Source organism: Streptomyces sp. YJ-C3, assembly GCF_053891275.1.
Genome location: NZ_CM132685.1, coordinates 8723946 through 8741597, shown reverse-complemented (window position 1 = coordinate 8741597; position 17652 = coordinate 8723946). Strand labels below are relative to the sequence as shown.

Below are 17652 nucleotides of genomic sequence, written 5' to 3'. Positions count from 1 at the left end.
GGGCCGTGTGCTGGAGATGACGCGCGAGGAGTTCGAGGAACTGGTGGCCGAGGCGCTCGACCGGATTCCGCCCGAGTTGACGCGGCTGATGGACAACGTCGCGGTGTTCGTCGAGGACGAGCCGCCCGCCGACGATCCCGAGCTGCTCGGGCTCTACGAAGGGACCCCGCTGACCGACCGCGGCGAGTGGTACGCGGGCGTGCTGCCGGACCGGATCACCGTCTACCGCGGGCCGACGCTGCGGATGTGCGAGTCCAGGGAGGACGTCGTCGCGGAGACCGAGATCACCGTGGTGCACGAGATCGCGCACCACTTCGGGATCGACGACGCGCGGCTGCACGCTCTCGGGTACGGCTGAGGGGCTCGGCCGGGCGCCGTTTGTGCGGGCTTTGTGCCGTGCCGTCGTGGCGCGTGTCCTCTTGTGGGGCGCGGGAGTTGGGAACGGTGACCCCGTCACGTGCCCGGAGGTGCGTCCCGTGCGCCAGCTGTCCGTATCGCTTAGTGCCCTTCGACTGGGCCGTCTGGCCGCGACCACCGTGGCCGTCGCCGCGGCCGCCGGGTGCATGAGCGTGGCCGACGACGGGCGGCCGCCGGCGCCCTCGCACTCCACGGCGCACCGCGGCGGCGACGCCGCGCCCGACGGCGGCACGGTGGTCTCCGGCGGCGGGGGCCGGGTCGGCGCGCGGGCGGCCGGCGAGGAGTCGGCGGGCCCGGACGCCTCCGCCTCGGCCTCGGGGTCCGCGTCGCCCGCCGTGTCCGCGTCGCGCAGCGCCGCGCCCTCGAAGCCGGCGTCGCCCTCGCGAAGCACTCCGTCGACCCGGCCGAGCACCCCGCGCGCCACGCCGACGCCGCCGGAGCCGCCGAAGGAGACGCCGACGCCCACGCCGCCGCCGTCCCCGTCGACCGCGGAGCCGTCGTCGTCCGCGCACGAGCAGCAGACCGCTCCGCAGATGGTGGGAGAGCCCGCGCCCCGGGCCGGGGAACCGGCGTAGACCCCGTGCCTCGGCCTCCGGTGTGAGCGGGGTCTCAAGGGTGCGGTTTGCCTTCGGGGGTGGGGGGTGCGTATGGTGGTAGATCGTTTGATCCCATTTGCCCGGCGCCGCACAGGAGCGCCGCGTGGCGCGTACTCTCCCTTGCCGTGGCTGGACCGCATTGAGGCGGTCGATTTGCGAATTTGCGAATACACGGAGTTGACGGGCGCGTGCCGAGACTCCGGAAGGTTTCGCATTTCGCATGTCCATTTCTGCTGACCAGACCCCCGTCGAGAACATCGACGCCGCCGTCGAGAACACCGAGATCGTCGAGAACGACGTGATCGAGAACGACGAGCCCACCATCACCTTCGCCGACCTCGGCCTGCCCGAGGGCGTCGTGCGCAAGCTCGCGCAGAACGGTGTGACCACCCCGTTCCCGATCCAGGCCGCGACCATCCCGGACGCCCTGGCCGGCAAGGACATCCTCGGCCGTGGCCGCACCGGCTCCGGCAAGACCCTCTCGTTCGGCCTCCCGACGCTGGCCCGCCTGTCCGGCGGCCGCACCGAGAAGCACAAGCCGCGCGCCGTCATCCTCACCCCGACCCGTGAGCTCGCGATGCAGGTCGCGGACGCGCTGCAGCCCTACGGCGACCAGGTCGGCCTCAAGATGAAGGTCGTCTGCGGCGGTACGTCCATGGGCAACCAGATCTACGCCCTGGAGCGCGGCGTCGACATCCTCGTCGCCACCCCGGGCCGACTGCGCGACATCATCAACCGCGGCGCCTGCTCCCTGGAGAACGTCGAGGTCGCCGTCCTCGACGAGGCCGACCAGATGTCCGACCTGGGCTTCCTGCCCGAGGTCACCGAGCTGCTCGACCAGGTCCCGGCCGGCGGCCAGCGCATGCTGTTCTCCGCCACGATGGAGAACGAGATCCAGACCCTGGTCTCGCGCTACCTGAACAACCCGGTCAGCCACGAGGTCGACGCCGCCCAGGGCGCCGTCACGACCATGTCGCACCACATCCTCATCGTGAAGCCCAAGGACAAGGCGCCGGTCACCGCGGCCATCGCCTCCCGCAAGGGCCGCACGATCATCTTCGTCCGCACCCAGCTGGGCGCCGACCGCATCGCCGAGCAGCTGCGCGAGGCCGGTGTGAAGGCCGACGCGCTGCACGGCGGCATGACGCAGGGCGCGCGTACCCGCACCCTCGCCGACTTCAAGGACGGCTACGTCAACGCGCTCGTCGCGACCGACGTCGCCGCCCGCGGCATCCACGTCGACGGCATCGACCTGGTCCTGAACGTGGACCCGGCCGGCGACCACAAGGACTACCTGCACCGCGCGGGCCGTACGGCGCGCGCCGGCCGCACGGGCACGGTCGTCTCCCTGTCCCTGCCGCACCAGCGCCGCCAGATCTTCCGCCTGATGGAGGACGCGGGCGTCGACGCCGGGCGTCACATCATCCAGGGCGGCGCCGCCTTCGACCCGGAGGTCGCCGAGATCACCGGCGCCCGGTCCATGACCGAGGTGCAGGCCGAGTCCGCGGGCAACGCGGCGCAGCAGGCCGAGCGTGAGGTCACCGACCTGACCAAGCAGCTCGAGCGCGCCACCCGTCGCGCCGGCGAGCTGCGCGAGGAGGCCGACCGCCTCACCGCCCGCGCCGCCCGTGAGCGCGGCGAGGACGAGGAGGGCGTGGCCGCGGCCGTCGCCGCCGCCGCGGAGGCCGCCGCCGAGCAGGTCGCCGCGGCCGTCGCCGCCGAGGTGCCGCAGCAGCCGGAGCGCTCCGAGCGCTCGTCCTCGTACGAGCCGCGTCAGCGCCGCGACGAGCGGGGCAACTACGAGCGTCGTGACCGCCGTGACGACCGTGGTGGCCGTGGCTTCGAGCGTCGTGACAACGACCGTGGCGGCTTCCGCCGTGACGACCGTCGCGACAACGACCGCGGTGGCCGTTCCTTCGAGCGCCGTGACGACCGTGGCGGCCGTGGCTTCGAGCGTCGTGACAACGACCGTGGCGGCTTCCGCCGTGACGACCGTCGCGACAACGACCGCGGTGGCCGTTCCTTCGAGCGCCGTGACGACCGTGGCGGCTTCCGCCGTGACGACCGTCGCGACAACGACCGTGGCGGCTTCAACCGTGACAACCGCGAGCGGGGCGGCTTCGACCGCGACCGTGGCGGCCGTGGCTTCGAGCGTCGTGACAACGACCGTGGCGGCTTCCGCCGTGACGACCGTCCGTCCGGCGGCCACCGCGGCAGCGACCGTCCGTTCAACCGTGACCGCCGTGACGACCGCCCCTCCACCGGCGGCCACCGTCCCTACGGCCGTCGTGACGACCGCGCCGGCTCCGGCTCGGGTTCGTCGTTCGGCCGCCGTGACGACAAGCCGCGCTGGAAGCGCAACGGCTGATCTTGGTCAGCACTGATCGCTGAAGCGGGCCCACCCCTCTACGGGTGGGCCCGCTTTGTCGTCCGGGAGCCCGTGCAACGCGCCATCACTTCTGTGTCCACCGGGGCGCCGGGCACACGGTCAAGGAGCTTCAGGCGACCGGGCGTTGGCTGTACGGATCTGCGGGCCCACCGGACTTCGTCGTGCGGGACACCTCCGGGAACCTGTACCGCAACGACGGCAAGGGGAACGGCTCGTCCACGTCGCGGACGAGGATCGCGACGGGCTGGAACGTCTACGAGGGCGATTTCCAGTTCGAGCTTCCTGGGGGTGGTTCGGGCCCGGACACCCCGGGATGCCGATACCCGATCGGCGTCGCGGCGCCGTCGGGCTATGCTCGGGGGTGCGTCGGCGCGAGCCGGTGCGTGGACCCTTAGCTCAATTGGCAGAGCAGTGGACTTTTAATCCATTGGTTGTGGGTTCGAGTCCCACAGGGTCTACGAGTGAGGGAGAGGGGTTCGCCCCTCTGAATCGCCGAGCAGCGCTCGGGCCGACCGAGGTCGGCCCGAGCGCTGTTTCGTTCGCGTGGAGCCCGGAACCTAGCCGTTCACGCAGGCGTTGCCGAACGCCGGGTTGAGCAGGCCGATCACGTTGAGCGAGTTGCCGCACGCGTTGACCGGGACATCGACCGGGATCTGGACGACGTTCCCGGACAGCACGCCGGGGCTGTGCTCGGCGACCGCGGCGGCGCTGGCCCCGTCGGGGCCGTCCAGCGCGGAGGCTACGGCCGCGGAACCCAGAACGGAGGTCCCGGCCAGCACCGTGGCGGCGGCGAATACGCGAAGACGCATCGAATCTCCCTGATAGATGCGGGAATATGACTTTCCCATCACACCGCCGCTCGCCGCCCGGCCCGGCGAATTGAGCCGTCGGCGGGCGTGTCCCGAAAGGCGGGGGATCGGTCGAATTCCCGTACGCGGGCGGCCGTATCGGCGGTCAGAACCGCGGCTTCGTCGCCGCGTCGACCCGCACCCAGCCACGGGCCGGCCGCGCCGGCCGGGGCCGCCCCGGCACCGTCCTCCCATGGGCCTGCCACAGGCGCACCACGGTTTCGTAGATCGGAGTGTCCGATGGAGGACTCGACATGTCTGTCGGATCGATTCTCTTCTGCTCCATGGTGTGCTCAACGAAGTGCACCGGCCGGAGGGACGGGACGTTATCCCGACGCAATCTCCGCGCATCCTTGTCGGGGCACCTGATGGCGGGTCACTTGTTCTGATTCTGAAAGATGCGCGCGACCCGGTGACCGAGCCAGCGCTTCAGTGACCGCAGCGCCTGCGTCCGGTCGACCGCCCGGTCCACCCGGTAGTACAGCTGGGGCGGCACGTAGGGCAGCAACGGGGAGTGGCGCTGCCCGAGCAGGGCGAACATCTGATGCGGTTCCAGATGGATGTACCGGGTCAGGTTCTCGTACCAGCCGGCGCTGTGCCGTGCCGCGCTCTGCAGGGGCAGCAACTCGCGCCTGCGGACCTGCTCGTAGTGCCCGAGGGCCGATGCGAGCGGTGCGGAGCCCTCCAGGGCCCGGGCCAGCGCCATGGCGTCCTGCATTGCCAGGGTGGTGCCCGCGCCGATGGAGTAGTGGGTGGTGTGGGCGGCGTCGCCGAGCAGGACCAGATTGCCGTGCGACCAGACGCGGTTGGTGACGGTGCGGAACTGCTGCCACTGCGACGGTCCGTCGACGTCCGTACGGCCGATGAGCTCGTGCCCCTGCAGCGGTTCGGCCAGGAGCTTCTCCAGCAGCCGCAGGGCGGCGTCCCGGTCCATGGTGTCGAGGCCCAGACCCGTCCAGGTGCCCGGCGAGCACTCGACGATGCAGGTGCTGTGCTCGCCGTCGAAGCCGTACGCGTAGCACCAGAGCCAGCCGTGGCCGGTCTCCACGAAGGCGAACGTGAAGGAGCGGAAGACCTTCGTCGTCCCGAGCCAGATGAACCGGTTGCGCCCCGACACGACCCGGGTGCCGAAGTGTTCCGCGTGCTGGTCACGCAGCACGCTCCGCGCCCCGTCCCCGGCCACGACCAGATCGCCGTCCAGGGCCGGGTCGCCGGGCGCGACCGGATGACCGAAGCGCACCTCGACCCCCAGGGAGGACGCCCGCTCGGCGAGGATCCTCAGCAACTGGTGGCGGCCGATCGCGAAACCCTCGTCACCGTGGTGGACCGTGGTGCGCCCGCCGACGTGCGCCACGCCGTCGCTCCACCGCACCGAATGCTCCTCGATGGCGCGCGCGGAGACCTGATCGTGCGCCCTGAGGGTGTCGAGCATGTCCGGCCAGTACGTGACACCCCACCCGTACGTCGATCCCTCGGGATTGCGCTCGTGGACCGTGATGTCCCGGTCGCGGTCCTGCAGTTTCAGAAGAATGGCCAGGTACAGGGACGCGGGCCCCCCGCCGGCGCAGACCACCTTCATATGAGCTCCTCCGCTTCAGGTGATGGCGCTGCTCGAAAAATGCGGCCGGACCCGCGCGGCACGACACGCGCGAGCCCGGAAAGTACCGATTGGGTACTACTCAGGAAACGACAGGGCGGCCCGGTGGTTCTTGAGCTGTTCTCTTCTCCCGGCAGCGGGACGCCCCGTTCAGTCCTCTCCGACTGCGCAGGGCCGCGGACGAGATCAGTCTGGAATTGCCCGGCCGCTCCGGTGGCGGGCGGTGACGGAAAGGCGTACCCAAGAATGTTCTTCACGCGATGTGCGTTCCTGCTCGGTGCCGTGGCGCTCGCCTGGCTTCCCTCGTCCCCGGCGACGGCCGACACCCAGGACCCCCCGGTGCTGTTGACCGCGCGGGAGTGCCGGGCGCAAGGGGGCGCTCCCGTGTTCCGGGTCTACGGCGGCGGTGACGCCTATCGGTGCGTCAAGAAGGTGAAGGGCGCCGGTCCCGCCGCGGAGGGATCCGACCCGGGGTTCGCCTTCGTGCGCCGGCCGCATTTCGACCTGGACTATCTGTCGCCCGCCGAGTGCCAGGTCGGCGGTGGCGTCATTCGCTGGGAAGAGGGAGGCGACGCCGGCGGCGGATCTCAGGTGTGCCGGGGAGGCGTCTACGCGGGGAAGACAGTGGTCCCCGTCTTCTGACCGGGATGACGGGGACGACGGGAACGACGGAACAACGGGAACAACGGAACAACGGGAACAACGGGAACGACGGGATGACGGTCGATCACGCGGACCGGATTCCTGTCGTTTTCAGGATGTATCCCGCTATCAGCCGTTACTGCCTGTGGGCCCTGCCCGTTGAACAGGCGACGGCTGCGACCACGCGGCCGCACCTGCCAAGCAAAAGGAGAACGTGATGTCTCGCATCGCGAAGGCAGCCGCTGTCGCTTTCGGCACGGGTGCTGTGGTGCTCAGCGGCGCCGGTCTGGCCATGGCCGACGCGGGCGCCCAGGGCGAAGCCACCAACTCGCCGGGTGTCCTGTCGGGCAACCTGCTCCAGGCCCCCGTCCACGTCCCGGTCAACGCCTGCGGCAACACCGTCGACGTCATCGGCCTGCTGAACCCGGCGTTCGGCAACACGTGCGTCAACAGCGACGGTGGCGACGCCGGCTACGGCGGCTGACTCTCCAGGGAGTACGGGTGAACTCCGGCTGACACGACCGGTGGTTCCCCGCGCAGCGCCCTGATGACGGCCCCCGGCACCGACGGTGCCGGGGGCCGTCACGTGTGTACGGGCGGTCATTCGTACCGGTACAGCGACGTGTGGTCGAGCATGTCGCGCAGGGGCGTGTTCCACGGCGGCATGGTGTCGCCGGCGACCAGGACGCGGCCGTGCTGCGCGTCGCCGAGCCCGGGCTGCTCCACCGGAAGATAGGGAGCCGCCTTCGGATGGCGCTGCCGCCACCGCGACCAGCACAGGTCGACGAAGGCGTGGTGCAGCCAGAAGACCGGGTCGTTGACCGAGGCGGCCCCCAGCATGTGGCCGCTCACCCACCGGTGCACCCGGTTGTGGTTGAACCAGGTGCGATCGCCGCGGCGGGTGGGCCAGCCCTCCAGCCGGTTGCGGAACCCGCTGGGCGCGAGCGAGTTCCACGGCTTCGCGTCGTACTCGGACTCGCTCATCGCCCAGGCGAGCTCGTCCTTGCTCGGCAGATCGACCGGGGCCTGCGGCCGACCGAAGTCCCGCATGAGGAAGTCGCCGTCCGTCACGGCCTCCGTGACGGTCCAGTGGCCGAGCCGGCGCGCGAACGGCCCGGTCGTCACCTGCCGGTCGGAGCCGCGGCCGTTGCCCCCGAGGAAGTCCTCACCCCACAGAGAGGCGGCCGGAGTACGGTCCACGGTCCAGTCCCAGTACGGAACCGTGACGCCCGCGTCCACCTTCTGCAAGGCCCTCTCGAACTCCAGCAGGAATTTCCGGTGCCAGGGAAAGAACGACGGGGTCATATGGGCCACCCGTAAACCGCCGTCACCGTCGCCCATATAGAAATCGATGTGCGTCCGCACGAACTCGTCGTAGCGGCCTTTGCGTTTGAGGGTGAGCACGGCGTCCACGAAACGCCTCTTCTGCGCCTTGGTGAGCGTGCTCTGGTTCTGCCGAACGTGGGCCACCGGTCCTCACACCTCTCGCTCGGGAGTCCGCAGTGCCTGGTCGCCGAGCTCCGCCACGGCCCCGCGCGCCGCGGCCAGCGGGGTCGCGTACGACTCGTAGTGGTCGACCATGCTCAGGTAGGAACCGTCGGCCCGGCGCATCAGGTGCAGCGGGCGCCCGTCGACGGCGACCTGCCACTCGGGGGCCGCGCCCGCCCCCGAGCCGGGCACCCGGACGCCGGTGATCCGCCGCCCGCGATACGTCTCGTCGAACGTCTCGGGCGTGGCGGCCGGCTCCGGCGAGCGGAACGGACGGACCTGGACCACGGCGGTCGCGGTGGCGGCCACGCCCAGCAGGATCAGGCCCGCGCTGCGCCGGGTCAGGAGCGGTTGCGCGCCCGGTGTCCGGCCGGTGTCCGCCGGCACCGTGACGCTCTTCGCCGCCCGCGCGCCGGTCAGCGACACATGGGGATTCACGACCATCTCCTCCTGCAGGTGTGGGGGCCCGCCTGTGGTCACGAGCGCGGGCCGGCGGGTGGGCCGGGCCCACCTCGGGATGTCAGCCCAGCGCCAGGTCCGCCCCGGGCTGCGCCTGCACGTCAGGGGTACCGAGAGCGGCCTGCGGAGCCGAGACCTCCGGCAGCCCGAACCGGTGCGGCCGGGGGCCGGTCAGCGGCGGATTCACGGAAGCACCCGGCGTCAGGGTCCGCACGGGGGACGCCTCGGTGTCCAGGCCCAGCCGGTCGGTGTGCTCGGCGTCCTCCGGGCCCAGCAGCCGAGGCAGCGGCACCTCGGCCTCGGTGGCGGGCAGTTCGCTGCTGAGGGGCAGCCGCGGCACCGTGCCCTGCGGCAGTACGTGGTCCTTCTCGTACCGGGGGCCTTCGGGAGTGCCGGGGATCGGGATGGGCGCCGCGGTGCTCAGCCGGGGAACGTCCATGTGCAGCGCTCTCTCCACGCCGCCGAGCGGTACCTCGACGGGCACCTGCCCCGACGCGACGGCAGGGGTGGCGCCCGCGGCGGCGGCGATACAGCCGGCCAGTACCGCGATCGTTCCTCTTACTTTGATGCTCATTTCGGGTTTGATCCCCTTCATCTCAGGATGATGACGCATCAGGGGTAACGATCCTTCCTGCGACATCAGTGCAGAATTCCCTCGGCGGGACTAATTCGTGGACAGTGGGCCTTCTGTGCTGCCGATGTGCAGGACAATCCCTCTGTCGGCGCAGCCGAGATCGCGCGCTGCTTTCTGTTGCGCCCACGACCGAGGCGGCCGGAGGAAGGTCGAGGTCTCCCCGCGTGAAGATTCTGCTGATCGATGAATGCGCCTGGGGTGTCCGGGCGTTGGAGGCCGCGCTCACCCCGCTGAGCGTCCCGATCGTCGACGCCTCCTCCAACGACGAAGCCCTCAAGGCCCTGATACGGGGTGGCGTGGGGCTGGTCGTGCTGTCGGTGGGGCCGCCCGCCGCGGACCGGCTCGAGGTCGTCCGGTACATGCGCAGGCTCGCGCCCATGCGCTGCATTCCCGTCATCACGCTGTCCGATCGTCGGCACCTGCCCGGATTCGTGGTCGAGGCGGCCCAGTTGGAGGTCGCGGATGTCCTGACCACGCCATTGGATCCGCAGGCGCTCCGCTTCAAGGCCCGCTATCTGCTCACGATCTACGGGCGGTTCGCGGCCGGGTGCGCGTCGGACCCGAACTGCTGACGCGAAGTCAGCTGGTCCAGAAGTCCCACCAGCGCGTCAGGACCAGCATGCCGACGGCGCCGATGTGCAGCGTGGGCAGCACCCAGGAGAACTCGGCGAAGAAGACGCGCGCCCCGGAAGGCGCCGGCAGGTGACCGGTGCGGACGTTGAACGAAGTCACGTACCAGAACAGGACGATGGTGGCTGCCCAGGCCAGACAGCACCACAGGCACAGCGAGTTGATCCGGTAGAGGGACTGGATCTGCAGCCAGGTCACGAAGCCGACGCCGAAGAGGCAGCCGGCGTTGAAGCCCAGCCAGTACCAGCGGGGCAGGCGCGCGCCGGCGAGCAGGCTCGCCCCCACGCAGATCACCATGCCGTACGCGACGAGCCCGAGCATCGGGTTGGGGAACCCGAACACGGACGCCTGCGCGCTCTTCATGATGTTCCCGCAGGAGACCACCGGGTTCAGGCTGCACCCGGGGGTGAAGTTCGGGTCCTCGAGCAGCTTGAACTTGTCGAGGGTGATGACCCAGGAGGCGAGCAGTCCGGCCACCCCGGTCAGGACGATGAGCAGCGCCGCACCCCTGGCCCGCTCGGCGTGGGGCGCCGCGTCCTCGGCCCGCGTGTACTGGCGGCCGACCTGAGGCCGGGCGGGCGCTGCGGCCCTCTGCTGGTCCGTGCTCACCGCATCCTCCAACTGGCTACGAACAGGCATGATTACGGAGAGTCCTCAGTGGTGACGCTCAGCGCGACAAGCGCGGACGGCGGCATTAGCGTCATTCGTGTCCCCAACACAGACAGAGAGGACTTCTCTCGTGAAGCAGATCGCCCGGCGGACCTCTGTGGCCGCCCTGCTCGCCGTCGCCGTCTTCCTGCCGCTGGCCGGTACGGCCCAGGCGGCCACGCCCCAGACGCCCGTCCGCTCCACGGCAGCCCACCCGTGCGGCGACGACTGGGAGTGCTGGCACCACTGGCACCACCATGGCCTCGACCTCGGTCTGGGCCTGGGCGTCGGCCTCGGCTGAGCAGGCCCACCAGGAGTCATCCGCCGTGGTGCAGAGGTGTCGGTCGGCAGCCCGCCGATCCGCCGCTGCACCACGGACGCATGTGGGGGCGGTTATGAGCGGATACGGCGGATGGGCAGGATGCAGTGCGCGGCCGCGGTCAGGGTCTCCTCGGCGCCCGCGAACTTCTCCAGCTCGCCCTCGGGTACCGGCCGGCCGGGGGCCGCGGTGGGCCAGGGCCGGGTGGTGAAGATGAAGTACGCGCTCCCGCGTGCCTCCGCGGCCGCGAGCCACTCGGGCGGCACCGGGCACTGGGCGTTCAACAGCGGCATGGAGACGACGGCCTGGCCCGCCTCGACCAGCAGCGAGACGGGGAAGCTCGGATGCCGCGCACCGTCGTGGACGGTCGTGCCCACGGTCAGCCCGTTGTTGTGCAGGTGGGCCGCCACGGCCGCTTCCGCGGCCTCGGGACCCGCCGGGGAATCACCCAGGGAGTAGGCGAGGAGGAAAGGCATATCGCTTTCCTCTTCGACGTGTTCCCCACTCCAGGCGATGACGGCGAGAGTTCCGAGATCGGCGGCTCGAAACGTGGTGTCAATGCTCGGCGTTGAAGTCACCGAGGAAGCCTAGCGAGACAGCTTCTGTCCGCCGCCGCGCTGTCACTCGATCGGCGGAACGAAGCACACTCGATCGAGGAATTCACGCACAGCGGTTTGACTTTCGCTCGCGATGAATTGAGGGCGGTAACGCCGAAGGCTGGTTCGGGAACCCCGGAGGTTCCGAACCAGCCTTCGATGCGTGGCCCAGCGTGCGAATGAACGCTGCGCTGTGTCAGTCGTTGACGGCGGTGTTGCCGAAGGCCGGGTTGAGGCCGGCGATGCCGTTGACCGTGTTGCCGGAGACGTTCACCGGAACGTGCACCGGGACCTGGCCGAGGTTGCCGGAGAGGACACCCGGGGACTGCACCGCGGCACCCTCGGCGTGAGCGCCACCGTCGGCGAAAGCGGCGCCCGAAGCGGCACCCGCGGCGAGGCCGGCGGTGGCGAGGACGAGGGCGGCCTTCTTGGCAGTGTTCATTTCACGAGCCTTCCTACAGGGGGTTTCCTGGATCGTATTAGGGCCGTCTGCGCGGTCTGCCGCAAAGACACACCCTCATAAACCCTTCGCCCATTCGGATCAATGGGTGAAGAAGGGTTACTGGCCGACGGGGAGACCACCGAGCAGGCTGCCGGGGGCGGCGGCGCCACCCGGGTTCAGACCGTCCGCGGCACCCGAGACGGTGCCGACGAGACCGTCGTCGTTCTTCGGGTCGAGAAGGTTGCTGTCCACCGGCGCGACATCGAGCGTCGGCTGGCTGGTGACCGTGTCCAGGGCACCGTTCAGGCTCGTCGGAGTGAGGTCGGAGGCAAAGGCGGGGGCAGCGGCACCGGCAATCACCATGGAACCGGCGACAACAGCAGCGGCCTTCATAGCCTTCATTGTTTATCCTTTCCTCGATGACAATTCGTCATCGGCATGGAATATTCACTGTCCGAGGCATTCTGAATGCCCGATGTCTCGCTTCTCTTTACCCAACGACCGTCTTCGCCGACGGAAACCCCGTGGTGCCCATGTTTATTGATTCCCCACTCGAAAGAACGGTTCTGCGGGCGTAAATATGAAGTTTCGTGGCATGCCGAGAGCCCGTCGGGGCGGGCCGACTCGGCCGCCCCGACGGGCTCAGGCGCCTGCTTCGCCACAGGCGCGTTCCGGCTGGCGCCGGCTGGATCCGGCTAGGAGGAGAGCGGCGTCTGCGGGAGAGCCGGGGCCTGCGGCAGGGCCGGGGTCTGCGGCAGGGCCGGCGTCTCGGGGAGCGCCGGGGTGGACGGCAGCTCGGCGGCCGGCAGCTTGGGCAGCTCCGGGAGGCCGGGCAGGTTCGGGGCGGGCAGCCCGCCGCTCAGCAGCGTGGCCGCGACGAAGTTGACCAGCCCGGTCACGACGACCGGCGCCTGCGTGGCGATGGCAGTGACGTCGCCCGCCGTCGCCGCCTTCACGAGAGCGTCCACCGCGGACTGCAGTGCGGTCAGGGCGTCGCCCTTGACGTCGAGCGGCGCCTTCGCGTCGTCGGGCACCGTCCCCTCGGGAGCCTTCGGAACCGGGGCGGACGCGGCCTGCTCCTTGGCCGTGTCGATGGCGGTCTTGACCGCGTCGGCGTGCTTCTGGGCCTCGTCGGCCGGCAGCTTGCCGTCCTTCGTCTTGAGGATGGCGTCGAGCAGGTCGGTGACCGGAGTGAGGACCCCACCGGTGTCGTGCAGGCTCTTGGTCTGACTCAGCAGGGCATCGGCTCCGGGCACCGGGGCGGATGACACAACCGTGCGGCTGACGCGCTCACTGGCGGAGTCCGCGGCGAAGACCGGAGCGGCCGCGCCGATCAGGAGGGACGCGCAGAGAGCGGAGGTCGCAAGGCGCCGTACGGGCAAAGCGGGCATGTTTTTCCCCTTCGAGGGTGTGTTGGTGCTTGAGATCACCGTGGAATGACCCACTACGACCTGCAACCGAACCGCCGCTCTCCGTGTTCGTCCCGTGCTCGCGTCCCTGTCGTTCTTCCTGGTGAGAGGCCCTGTGGCCGACTGTCGGGCACCCACCTCCATACGGGGCACGGGGGTGGGCGAAAAGAAACAGCCGCCCCTTGGGAAGAGGGGCGGCTGTGGAAGAGCCGGGCTGCGCGCGTCAGCTGTTGACGCAGCTGTTGCCGAAGGCCGGGTTCAGCAGACCGATGACGTTGACGGTGTTCCCGCAGACGTTGACCGGCACGTGCACGGGGACCTGCACGACGTTGCCCGAGATCACGCCGGGGGAGCCGGTGGCCGCACCCTGCGCGCCGCTGTCGGCGGCGGCGATGCCGGCGGTGCCGGCCATGGCGGCGGCGGCCACGGCGGAGAAAACGACTGCCTTCGCGGTACGCGACATGAACATGCTCCTTGAGGTCATTCTGTTCGGCCGGGACAGGTGCCCGGCTCGTGGTGCAACGGGGAGCCCCCGTACGGAGTTGCGGCCCCGAACGGGTGAATGTCCGTTGGGTCATTGAAGTGCGTCGCAGGGTGTCGACATGACCGGAGCGGCAATTTCACAACTCCAACACACATCGTGTATCAAGTGAAACTCACTTTCTTGCCGCTACTGTTGGCGGCTCCCCGTTCGGGCGGTATGCGCTGCAAGGGGTCAACAGATAAGTGTGATTTTCCTATTCACCTGTCTGGTGCTGCAGAACGTCTGTTCATTCCTGGAAGGGAAGCCGGCCGTGCGTAATTCGAAAGGCTGTTTCCTGCGCCGCGTGACGGTGGGTCTGCTGTCCCTGGCGGCGGTGTCCCTGCCCTGTCAGGCGACGGCGACGCCGACGGAGCCGGTCGCCGAGAAGCCCCGTATCCCGTTCACCGAGCGGTACGACGCCGTGCTGCACGGCGGGATCGTCCGCGCCGCCAACGCGGCCATCACCTGCCGGGGCGCCGCCTCGACCGAGAAGGTCGGGTGCGCCGAGGCGCGAGCGGGCGCGACGGCGGGCAACGGCGATTTCGACATGTTCTACACGGACATCGACCGCGACCCGAACACGTACAACTCGTCCGCCGCGGAGGTCCGTGTACCGGCCGGATCGCGCGTGACCTACGCACGTCTGTACTGGGGCGGGAACCTCCGGGTCGGAGAGCAGAAGCCGCCGCGTGACAACGGGCGCGTGCTGGTCGCGGAGCCCGGCGGCGAGTACAAGCAGGTGCTCGCCGACACCGTGGTCGGACACCGGGTCGCGGGCGGAGCGGACGCCTACCAGGCCTCCGCGGACGTCACCGACCTGGTGCGGTCCAGCGGGTCCGGCATGTACACCGTCGCGCAGCTGAACGTCGCCATGGGGCGCACCGTCGCGGGCGCCTGGGGCGGATGGACGCTCGTGGCCGCGTACGAGAACGAGTCCGAGCCGCTGCGGCATCTGTTCGTGCGGGACGGGTTCGACACCTTCGCCGGGCAGCACGCCGGCAAGTCCTTCCACGTGAAGGCGCCGCTCGCCGAAGGGGTGGGCGGCTACGCGGGGCTGGTCGCCTACAACGGTGACCGCGGCCGGACCGGCGACTCGTTGACGGTCTCGACCGGCCGGGGCGCCCCGGTGGCGCTGTCCGACCGGGCCAACCCCGCGGGCGATGTCCTCAACTCGACCATCAGCCAGCCGGGCGAGCGGCCGCTGCAGCGGACTCCCGCTCATGACAACACCCTCGGCTACGACTCCGACGTGTTCTCCCTCGACAAGGCCGTCGGCCGGGGCGGCAGGGCGTTGGACTTCCGGCTGGTCTCCACCAGGGACACGGCGTGGGTCGGGGTGCTCTTCGGCGCCGTCGACGCCCGGGCCTAGCCGCGTTCCTCAGTTCAGCCATGGAAAAGGCGATACCTGTGACGTCTGCACCCTTGCCGCCGCGCGTGCTTCATGTGACGCAACCGGTCGATGGCGGAGTGGCGCGCGTGGTGGCCGACCTCGTGCGCGGGCAGCTCGCCGCCGGGATGAAGGTCTCGGTGGCCTGCCCGCCGTCCGGCGGGCTCCCCGACGACGTGGCCGCCCTCGGCTGCGAGGTCCTGGAATGGCCGGCCGTGCGGTCGCCGCACCGGGGCGTGGTGCGGGAGGCGCGCCGGCTGGCCGACGTGGTGGCCCGGACCCGCCCCGACGTGATCCACGCCCACAGCGCCAAGGCGGGCCTGATCACCCGGCTCGTCGTCCGGGGCCGCGTGCCCACCGTCTTCCAGCCGCACGCCTGGTCCTTCGAAGCGGTCGGCGGGCTCGGCGCGCGCATGGCCCTGACCTGGGAACGGCGCGGAGCGCGCTGGGCGTCCCGGGTGGTCTGCGTCAGCCGGGCCGAGCGGGAGACGGGCGAGAGCCACGGGATCGACGCGCAGTGGCGGCTCGTCCCGAACGGGGTGGACCTGGAGCGCTTCCATCCGGAGGGGCCCGCCGAGCCGGGGCCGGCCGACGGATCCCCGGGCCCGCTCGTCGTGTGCGTGGGACGCCTGTGCCGCCAGAAGGGCCAGGACGTCCTCGTCGAGGCGTGGGACGGCGTCCTGCGCGAGGTGCCACAGGCCCGCCTGGCCCTGGTGGGCGACGGCCCCGACCTGGCGCGGCTGCGGGCCTCGGCACCCCCCTCGGTCCACTTCGCCGGGGCGGTCGACGACCCGGCCCCCTGGTACCGGGCGGCGGATCTGGTCGTCCTGCCCTCGCGGTGGGAGGGCATAGCTCTCGCCCCGCTGGAGGCCATGGCCTGCGGGAGCCCGGTGCTCGTCACGGATGTGGACGGGGCCCGCGAGAGTCTGCCGCCCCACCCGGCACCTTCGTGCCTGGTCCCGCCGGACGACCCCGCCGCTGTGACCCGGGCCCTCGTCGATCTGCTGCGCGACGCCGAAGGCCTTCGCGCACGGGGCCGGGACGCCTGCCGCCATGTGCACGCGCACCACGACGTCCGGCGCACCGCCGCGGCGGTCGCGGATGTGTACGGCGAACTTCTGGGTCTGGAGACCATCGAGTGCAGAGAGCCGATCACCACGTGACCCCGGAACGAACCGCCTCCGCCGTCGCCCGGCAGCCCGCCGAAGAGGCCGGCGCCCCCGCCACGGTCATCGCGCAGAGAGCCGCCGCCGGCAGCCGGATCACCCTGGTCGGCAGCCCCGTCCAGGACCACTCCTCCCGCGCGCTGCTGCTCGCGACGGACAGTACGGCGGCCCTGCTCGGCACGGTCGCCCTCACCCCGCTCCAGCGCCATCCGCTGCTGCTGGCGGGGTTCGTCCTCCTCGTCCTCGCACTGCTCCGGAACGCCGGTCTGTACCGCCGCGTCGACGAGCGGCTGATGCTCGACGACTGCCCCGCCGTCGCCGGACGCGTCGCGATCGCCTGGTGCGTGCTGGCGGCCGTCTCGGCGGGTCTGCCGCCGCTGCACGAGATCGGCTCCCGGGCGCTGCTCACCGGCGGCGCCGCCCATGCCGTGCTCACTCTCGCGGGGCGGGCGCTCGTCTACTGGCGGCGCCGGGCGGCCCTGGTCCGGCGGCCCTGCACCACCCTCCTGGTGGGCCCGGAGCCGACGGCCGCGCGCGTCGCCGCCGCCCTGCAGCGCCACCCGCGCAGCGGGGTCCGCCTCGTGGGCATCGTCAGCGACGGTGCGGCGGAGCAGCGCGCGAGCGACGCGGCACCGGCGCTGCCGGTGCTGACGACCGCGGGCGACATGCGCCGCGCGGTGATCCAGAACGGGGTCCGGCGGGCGATCCTGCTGGGCAGCTCCAGCGCCCCGGAGTACCGGAACTGGCTGCGCAGCCTGTCCGAACTGCACTGCGAGATCTGGGAGTTGGAGCCGGACACCTCGGCGTACGTCCCGGCGGACCGGACGGCCGGACGGTATCTCGCGGGGTTCCGCTGCCGGCCGGTCGTGGGGCCGGTCCTCCCGCTGCACCCCGGCAAGCGCGCCCTGGACCTGGCGGTCTCCTCCGTGCTGCTGGTGCTGGCCTCCCCGGTGCTCCTGACCTGCGCCGTCTGGCTGCGTCTCAGTGAGGGGCCCGGTGTGGTGTTCCGGCAGGAGCGCATCGGGAAGGACGGCCGGCCGTTCACCCTGCTGAAGTTCCGCACCCACCGGCCCGCCGACCCGATCGAGTCCGCGACGCGCTGGAGTGTCGCCAACGAGCACCAGATGCCCTGGTTCTGCCGGTTCCTGCGCCGCACCTCGCTGGACGAACTCCTCCAGCTGTGGAACGTCTTCCGCGGCGACATGAGCCTGGTCGGCCCGCGGCCCGAACGCCCGTACTTCGTCGTGCAGTTCAGCGAGACGCATCCCGGCTACAGCGAACGGCACCGGATGCCGACGGGGATCACCGGGCTCGCCCAGATCAACGGGCTGCGCGGCGACACGTCCATCGAGGACCGCTGCCGGTTCGACAACGCCTACATCGACAACTGGTCGCTCTGGCGGGACATCAGCATCCTGGTGCGCACGGCGACCGAATTCTTCCGCCCGACGGGAAGTTGACG

The 17652-nt window shown here is 70.7% G+C and carries 21 protein-coding genes and 1 tRNA gene; 11 read left to right on the top strand and 11 right to left on the bottom strand.

Annotated features, from left to right (window positions below):
* Window positions 1-7 precede the first annotated feature (7 nt).
* The 4 genes from ACVHNB_RS39680 to ACVHNB_RS39665 all read left to right on the top strand — a co-directional run bounded on the left by ACVHNB_RS39680 (window position 8) and on the right by ACVHNB_RS39665 (window position 3860).
* On the top strand, window positions 8-358 hold the full coding sequence (locus tag ACVHNB_RS39680; protein WP_428953731.1) for a metallopeptidase family protein: 351 nt from the start codon (window positions 8-10) through the stop codon (window positions 356-358).
* A 118-nt stretch (window positions 359-476) separates the two neighbouring features.
* A complete protein-coding gene (locus tag ACVHNB_RS39675; RefSeq protein ID WP_428953732.1) occupies window positions 477-992 on the top strand; it encodes a hypothetical protein in 516 nt (171 codons plus the stop codon).
* 241 nt (window positions 993-1233) lie between these two features.
* Window positions 1234-3381: a DEAD/DEAH box helicase gene (locus ACVHNB_RS39670; protein WP_428953733.1), complete on the top strand. Its 2148-nt coding sequence runs from the start codon at window positions 1234-1236 to the stop codon at window positions 3379-3381.
* A gap of 406 nt (window positions 3382-3787) precedes the next feature.
* Window positions 3788-3860: transfer RNA gene (locus ACVHNB_RS39665), tRNA-Lys, on the top strand.
* A gap of 99 nt (window positions 3861-3959) precedes the next feature.
* On the opposite strand, the gene ACVHNB_RS39660 is transcribed toward ACVHNB_RS39665, so the two are convergent.
* Window positions 3960-4211, bottom strand: coding sequence for a chaplin (locus ACVHNB_RS39660; protein ID WP_428953734.1), 252 nt, complete (start codon window positions 4209-4211; stop codon window positions 3960-3962).
* A 415-nt stretch (window positions 4212-4626) separates the two neighbouring features.
* Complete coding sequence (locus ACVHNB_RS39655; RefSeq protein WP_428953735.1) at window positions 4627-5829, bottom strand: FAD-dependent monooxygenase; 1203 nt, start codon at window positions 5827-5829, stop codon at window positions 4627-4629.
* Window positions 5830-6093: 264 nt separating this feature from the next.
* Here ACVHNB_RS39655 and ACVHNB_RS39650 point away from each other — a divergent pair, with 264 nt between their 5' ends.
* Window positions 6094-6489 (top strand): hypothetical protein, encoded by a 396-nt coding sequence (locus ACVHNB_RS39650; protein ID WP_428953736.1) that lies wholly within the window; start codon window positions 6094-6096, stop codon window positions 6487-6489.
* 217 nt (window positions 6490-6706) lie between these two features.
* A complete protein-coding gene (locus ACVHNB_RS39645; RefSeq protein WP_428953737.1) occupies window positions 6707-6973 on the top strand; it encodes a chaplin in 267 nt (88 codons plus the stop codon).
* A gap of 116 nt (window positions 6974-7089) precedes the next feature.
* Here ACVHNB_RS39645 and ACVHNB_RS39640 read toward each other — a convergent pair whose 3' ends face one another.
* The 3 genes from ACVHNB_RS39640 to ACVHNB_RS39630 all read right to left on the bottom strand — a co-directional run bounded on the left by ACVHNB_RS39640 (window position 7090) and on the right by ACVHNB_RS39630 (window position 9010).
* Window positions 7090-7959, bottom strand: a complete 870-nt coding sequence (locus ACVHNB_RS39640) for a tyrosinase family protein (protein WP_428953738.1) — start codon at window positions 7957-7959, stop codon at window positions 7090-7092.
* Between the two features lie 6 nt (window positions 7960-7965).
* Window positions 7966-8415: a tyrosinase cofactor gene (locus ACVHNB_RS39635; RefSeq protein WP_428953739.1), complete on the bottom strand. Its 450-nt coding sequence runs from the start codon at window positions 8413-8415 to the stop codon at window positions 7966-7968.
* 82 nt (window positions 8416-8497) lie between these two features.
* Complete coding sequence (locus ACVHNB_RS39630; protein ID WP_428953740.1) at window positions 8498-9010, bottom strand: hypothetical protein; 513 nt, start codon at window positions 9008-9010, stop codon at window positions 8498-8500.
* 224 nt (window positions 9011-9234) lie between these two features.
* On the opposite strand from ACVHNB_RS39630, the gene ACVHNB_RS39625 reads away from it, so the two are divergent.
* On the top strand, window positions 9235-9642 hold the full coding sequence (locus ACVHNB_RS39625; protein WP_428953741.1) for a response regulator: 408 nt from the start codon (window positions 9235-9237) through the stop codon (window positions 9640-9642).
* A gap of 7 nt (window positions 9643-9649) precedes the next feature.
* Here the strand turns inward: ACVHNB_RS39625 and ACVHNB_RS39620 are convergent, their stop codons facing one another.
* Window positions 9650-10339 (bottom strand): vitamin K epoxide reductase family protein, encoded by a 690-nt coding sequence (locus tag ACVHNB_RS39620; protein WP_456227024.1) that lies wholly within the window; start codon window positions 10337-10339, stop codon window positions 9650-9652.
* A gap of 100 nt (window positions 10340-10439) precedes the next feature.
* Here ACVHNB_RS39620 and ACVHNB_RS39615 point away from each other — a divergent pair, with 100 nt between their 5' ends.
* Complete coding sequence (locus tag ACVHNB_RS39615; protein ID WP_428953743.1) at window positions 10440-10649, top strand: hypothetical protein; 210 nt, start codon at window positions 10440-10442, stop codon at window positions 10647-10649.
* A 92-nt stretch (window positions 10650-10741) separates the two neighbouring features.
* Here the strand turns inward: ACVHNB_RS39615 and ACVHNB_RS39610 are convergent, their stop codons facing one another.
* The 5 genes from ACVHNB_RS39610 to ACVHNB_RS39590 form a co-directional block, all read right to left on the bottom strand.
* Window positions 10742-11245 carry a DUF5949 family protein gene (locus ACVHNB_RS39610; RefSeq protein ID WP_428953744.1) on the bottom strand — a complete coding sequence of 168 codons (504 nt, stop codon included), beginning with the start codon at window positions 11243-11245 and terminating at the stop codon, window positions 10742-10744.
* A 214-nt stretch (window positions 11246-11459) separates the two neighbouring features.
* Window positions 11460-11705, bottom strand: a complete 246-nt coding sequence (locus ACVHNB_RS39605; RefSeq protein WP_428953745.1) for a chaplin — start codon at window positions 11703-11705, stop codon at window positions 11460-11462.
* Between the two features lie 117 nt (window positions 11706-11822).
* On the bottom strand, window positions 11823-12107 hold the full coding sequence (locus tag ACVHNB_RS39600) for a hypothetical protein (RefSeq protein ID WP_428953746.1): 285 nt from the start codon (window positions 12105-12107) through the stop codon (window positions 11823-11825).
* Between the two features lie 293 nt (window positions 12108-12400).
* Window positions 12401-13096, bottom strand: coding sequence for a hypothetical protein (locus ACVHNB_RS39595; protein ID WP_428953747.1), 696 nt, complete (start codon window positions 13094-13096; stop codon window positions 12401-12403).
* A 241-nt stretch (window positions 13097-13337) separates the two neighbouring features.
* A complete protein-coding gene (locus ACVHNB_RS39590) occupies window positions 13338-13577 on the bottom strand; it encodes a chaplin (protein ID WP_428953748.1) in 240 nt (79 codons plus the stop codon).
* Between the two features lie 331 nt (window positions 13578-13908).
* On the opposite strand from ACVHNB_RS39590, the gene ACVHNB_RS39585 reads away from it, so the two are divergent.
* Genes ACVHNB_RS39585 through ACVHNB_RS39575 form a run of 3 tightly spaced genes read left to right on the top strand, consistent with a single transcriptional unit; the run spans window position 13909 to window position 17650 of the window.
* The gene (locus tag ACVHNB_RS39585; protein ID WP_456227023.1) at window positions 13909-15006 is read left to right on the top strand and encodes a DUF3344 domain-containing protein; all 1098 of its coding nucleotides are present in this window, start codon (window positions 13909-13911) and stop codon (window positions 15004-15006) included.
* Window positions 15007-15026: 20 nt separating this feature from the next.
* Complete coding sequence (locus ACVHNB_RS39580; RefSeq protein ID WP_428953750.1) at window positions 15027-16187, top strand: glycosyltransferase family 4 protein; 1161 nt, start codon at window positions 15027-15029, stop codon at window positions 16185-16187.
* A complete protein-coding gene (locus tag ACVHNB_RS39575) occupies window positions 16184-17650 on the top strand; it encodes a sugar transferase (RefSeq protein WP_428953751.1) in 1467 nt (488 codons plus the stop codon). The genes ACVHNB_RS39580 and ACVHNB_RS39575 overlap by 4 nt, the downstream gene beginning before the upstream one ends.
* Window positions 17651-17652: the final 2 nt, after the last annotated feature.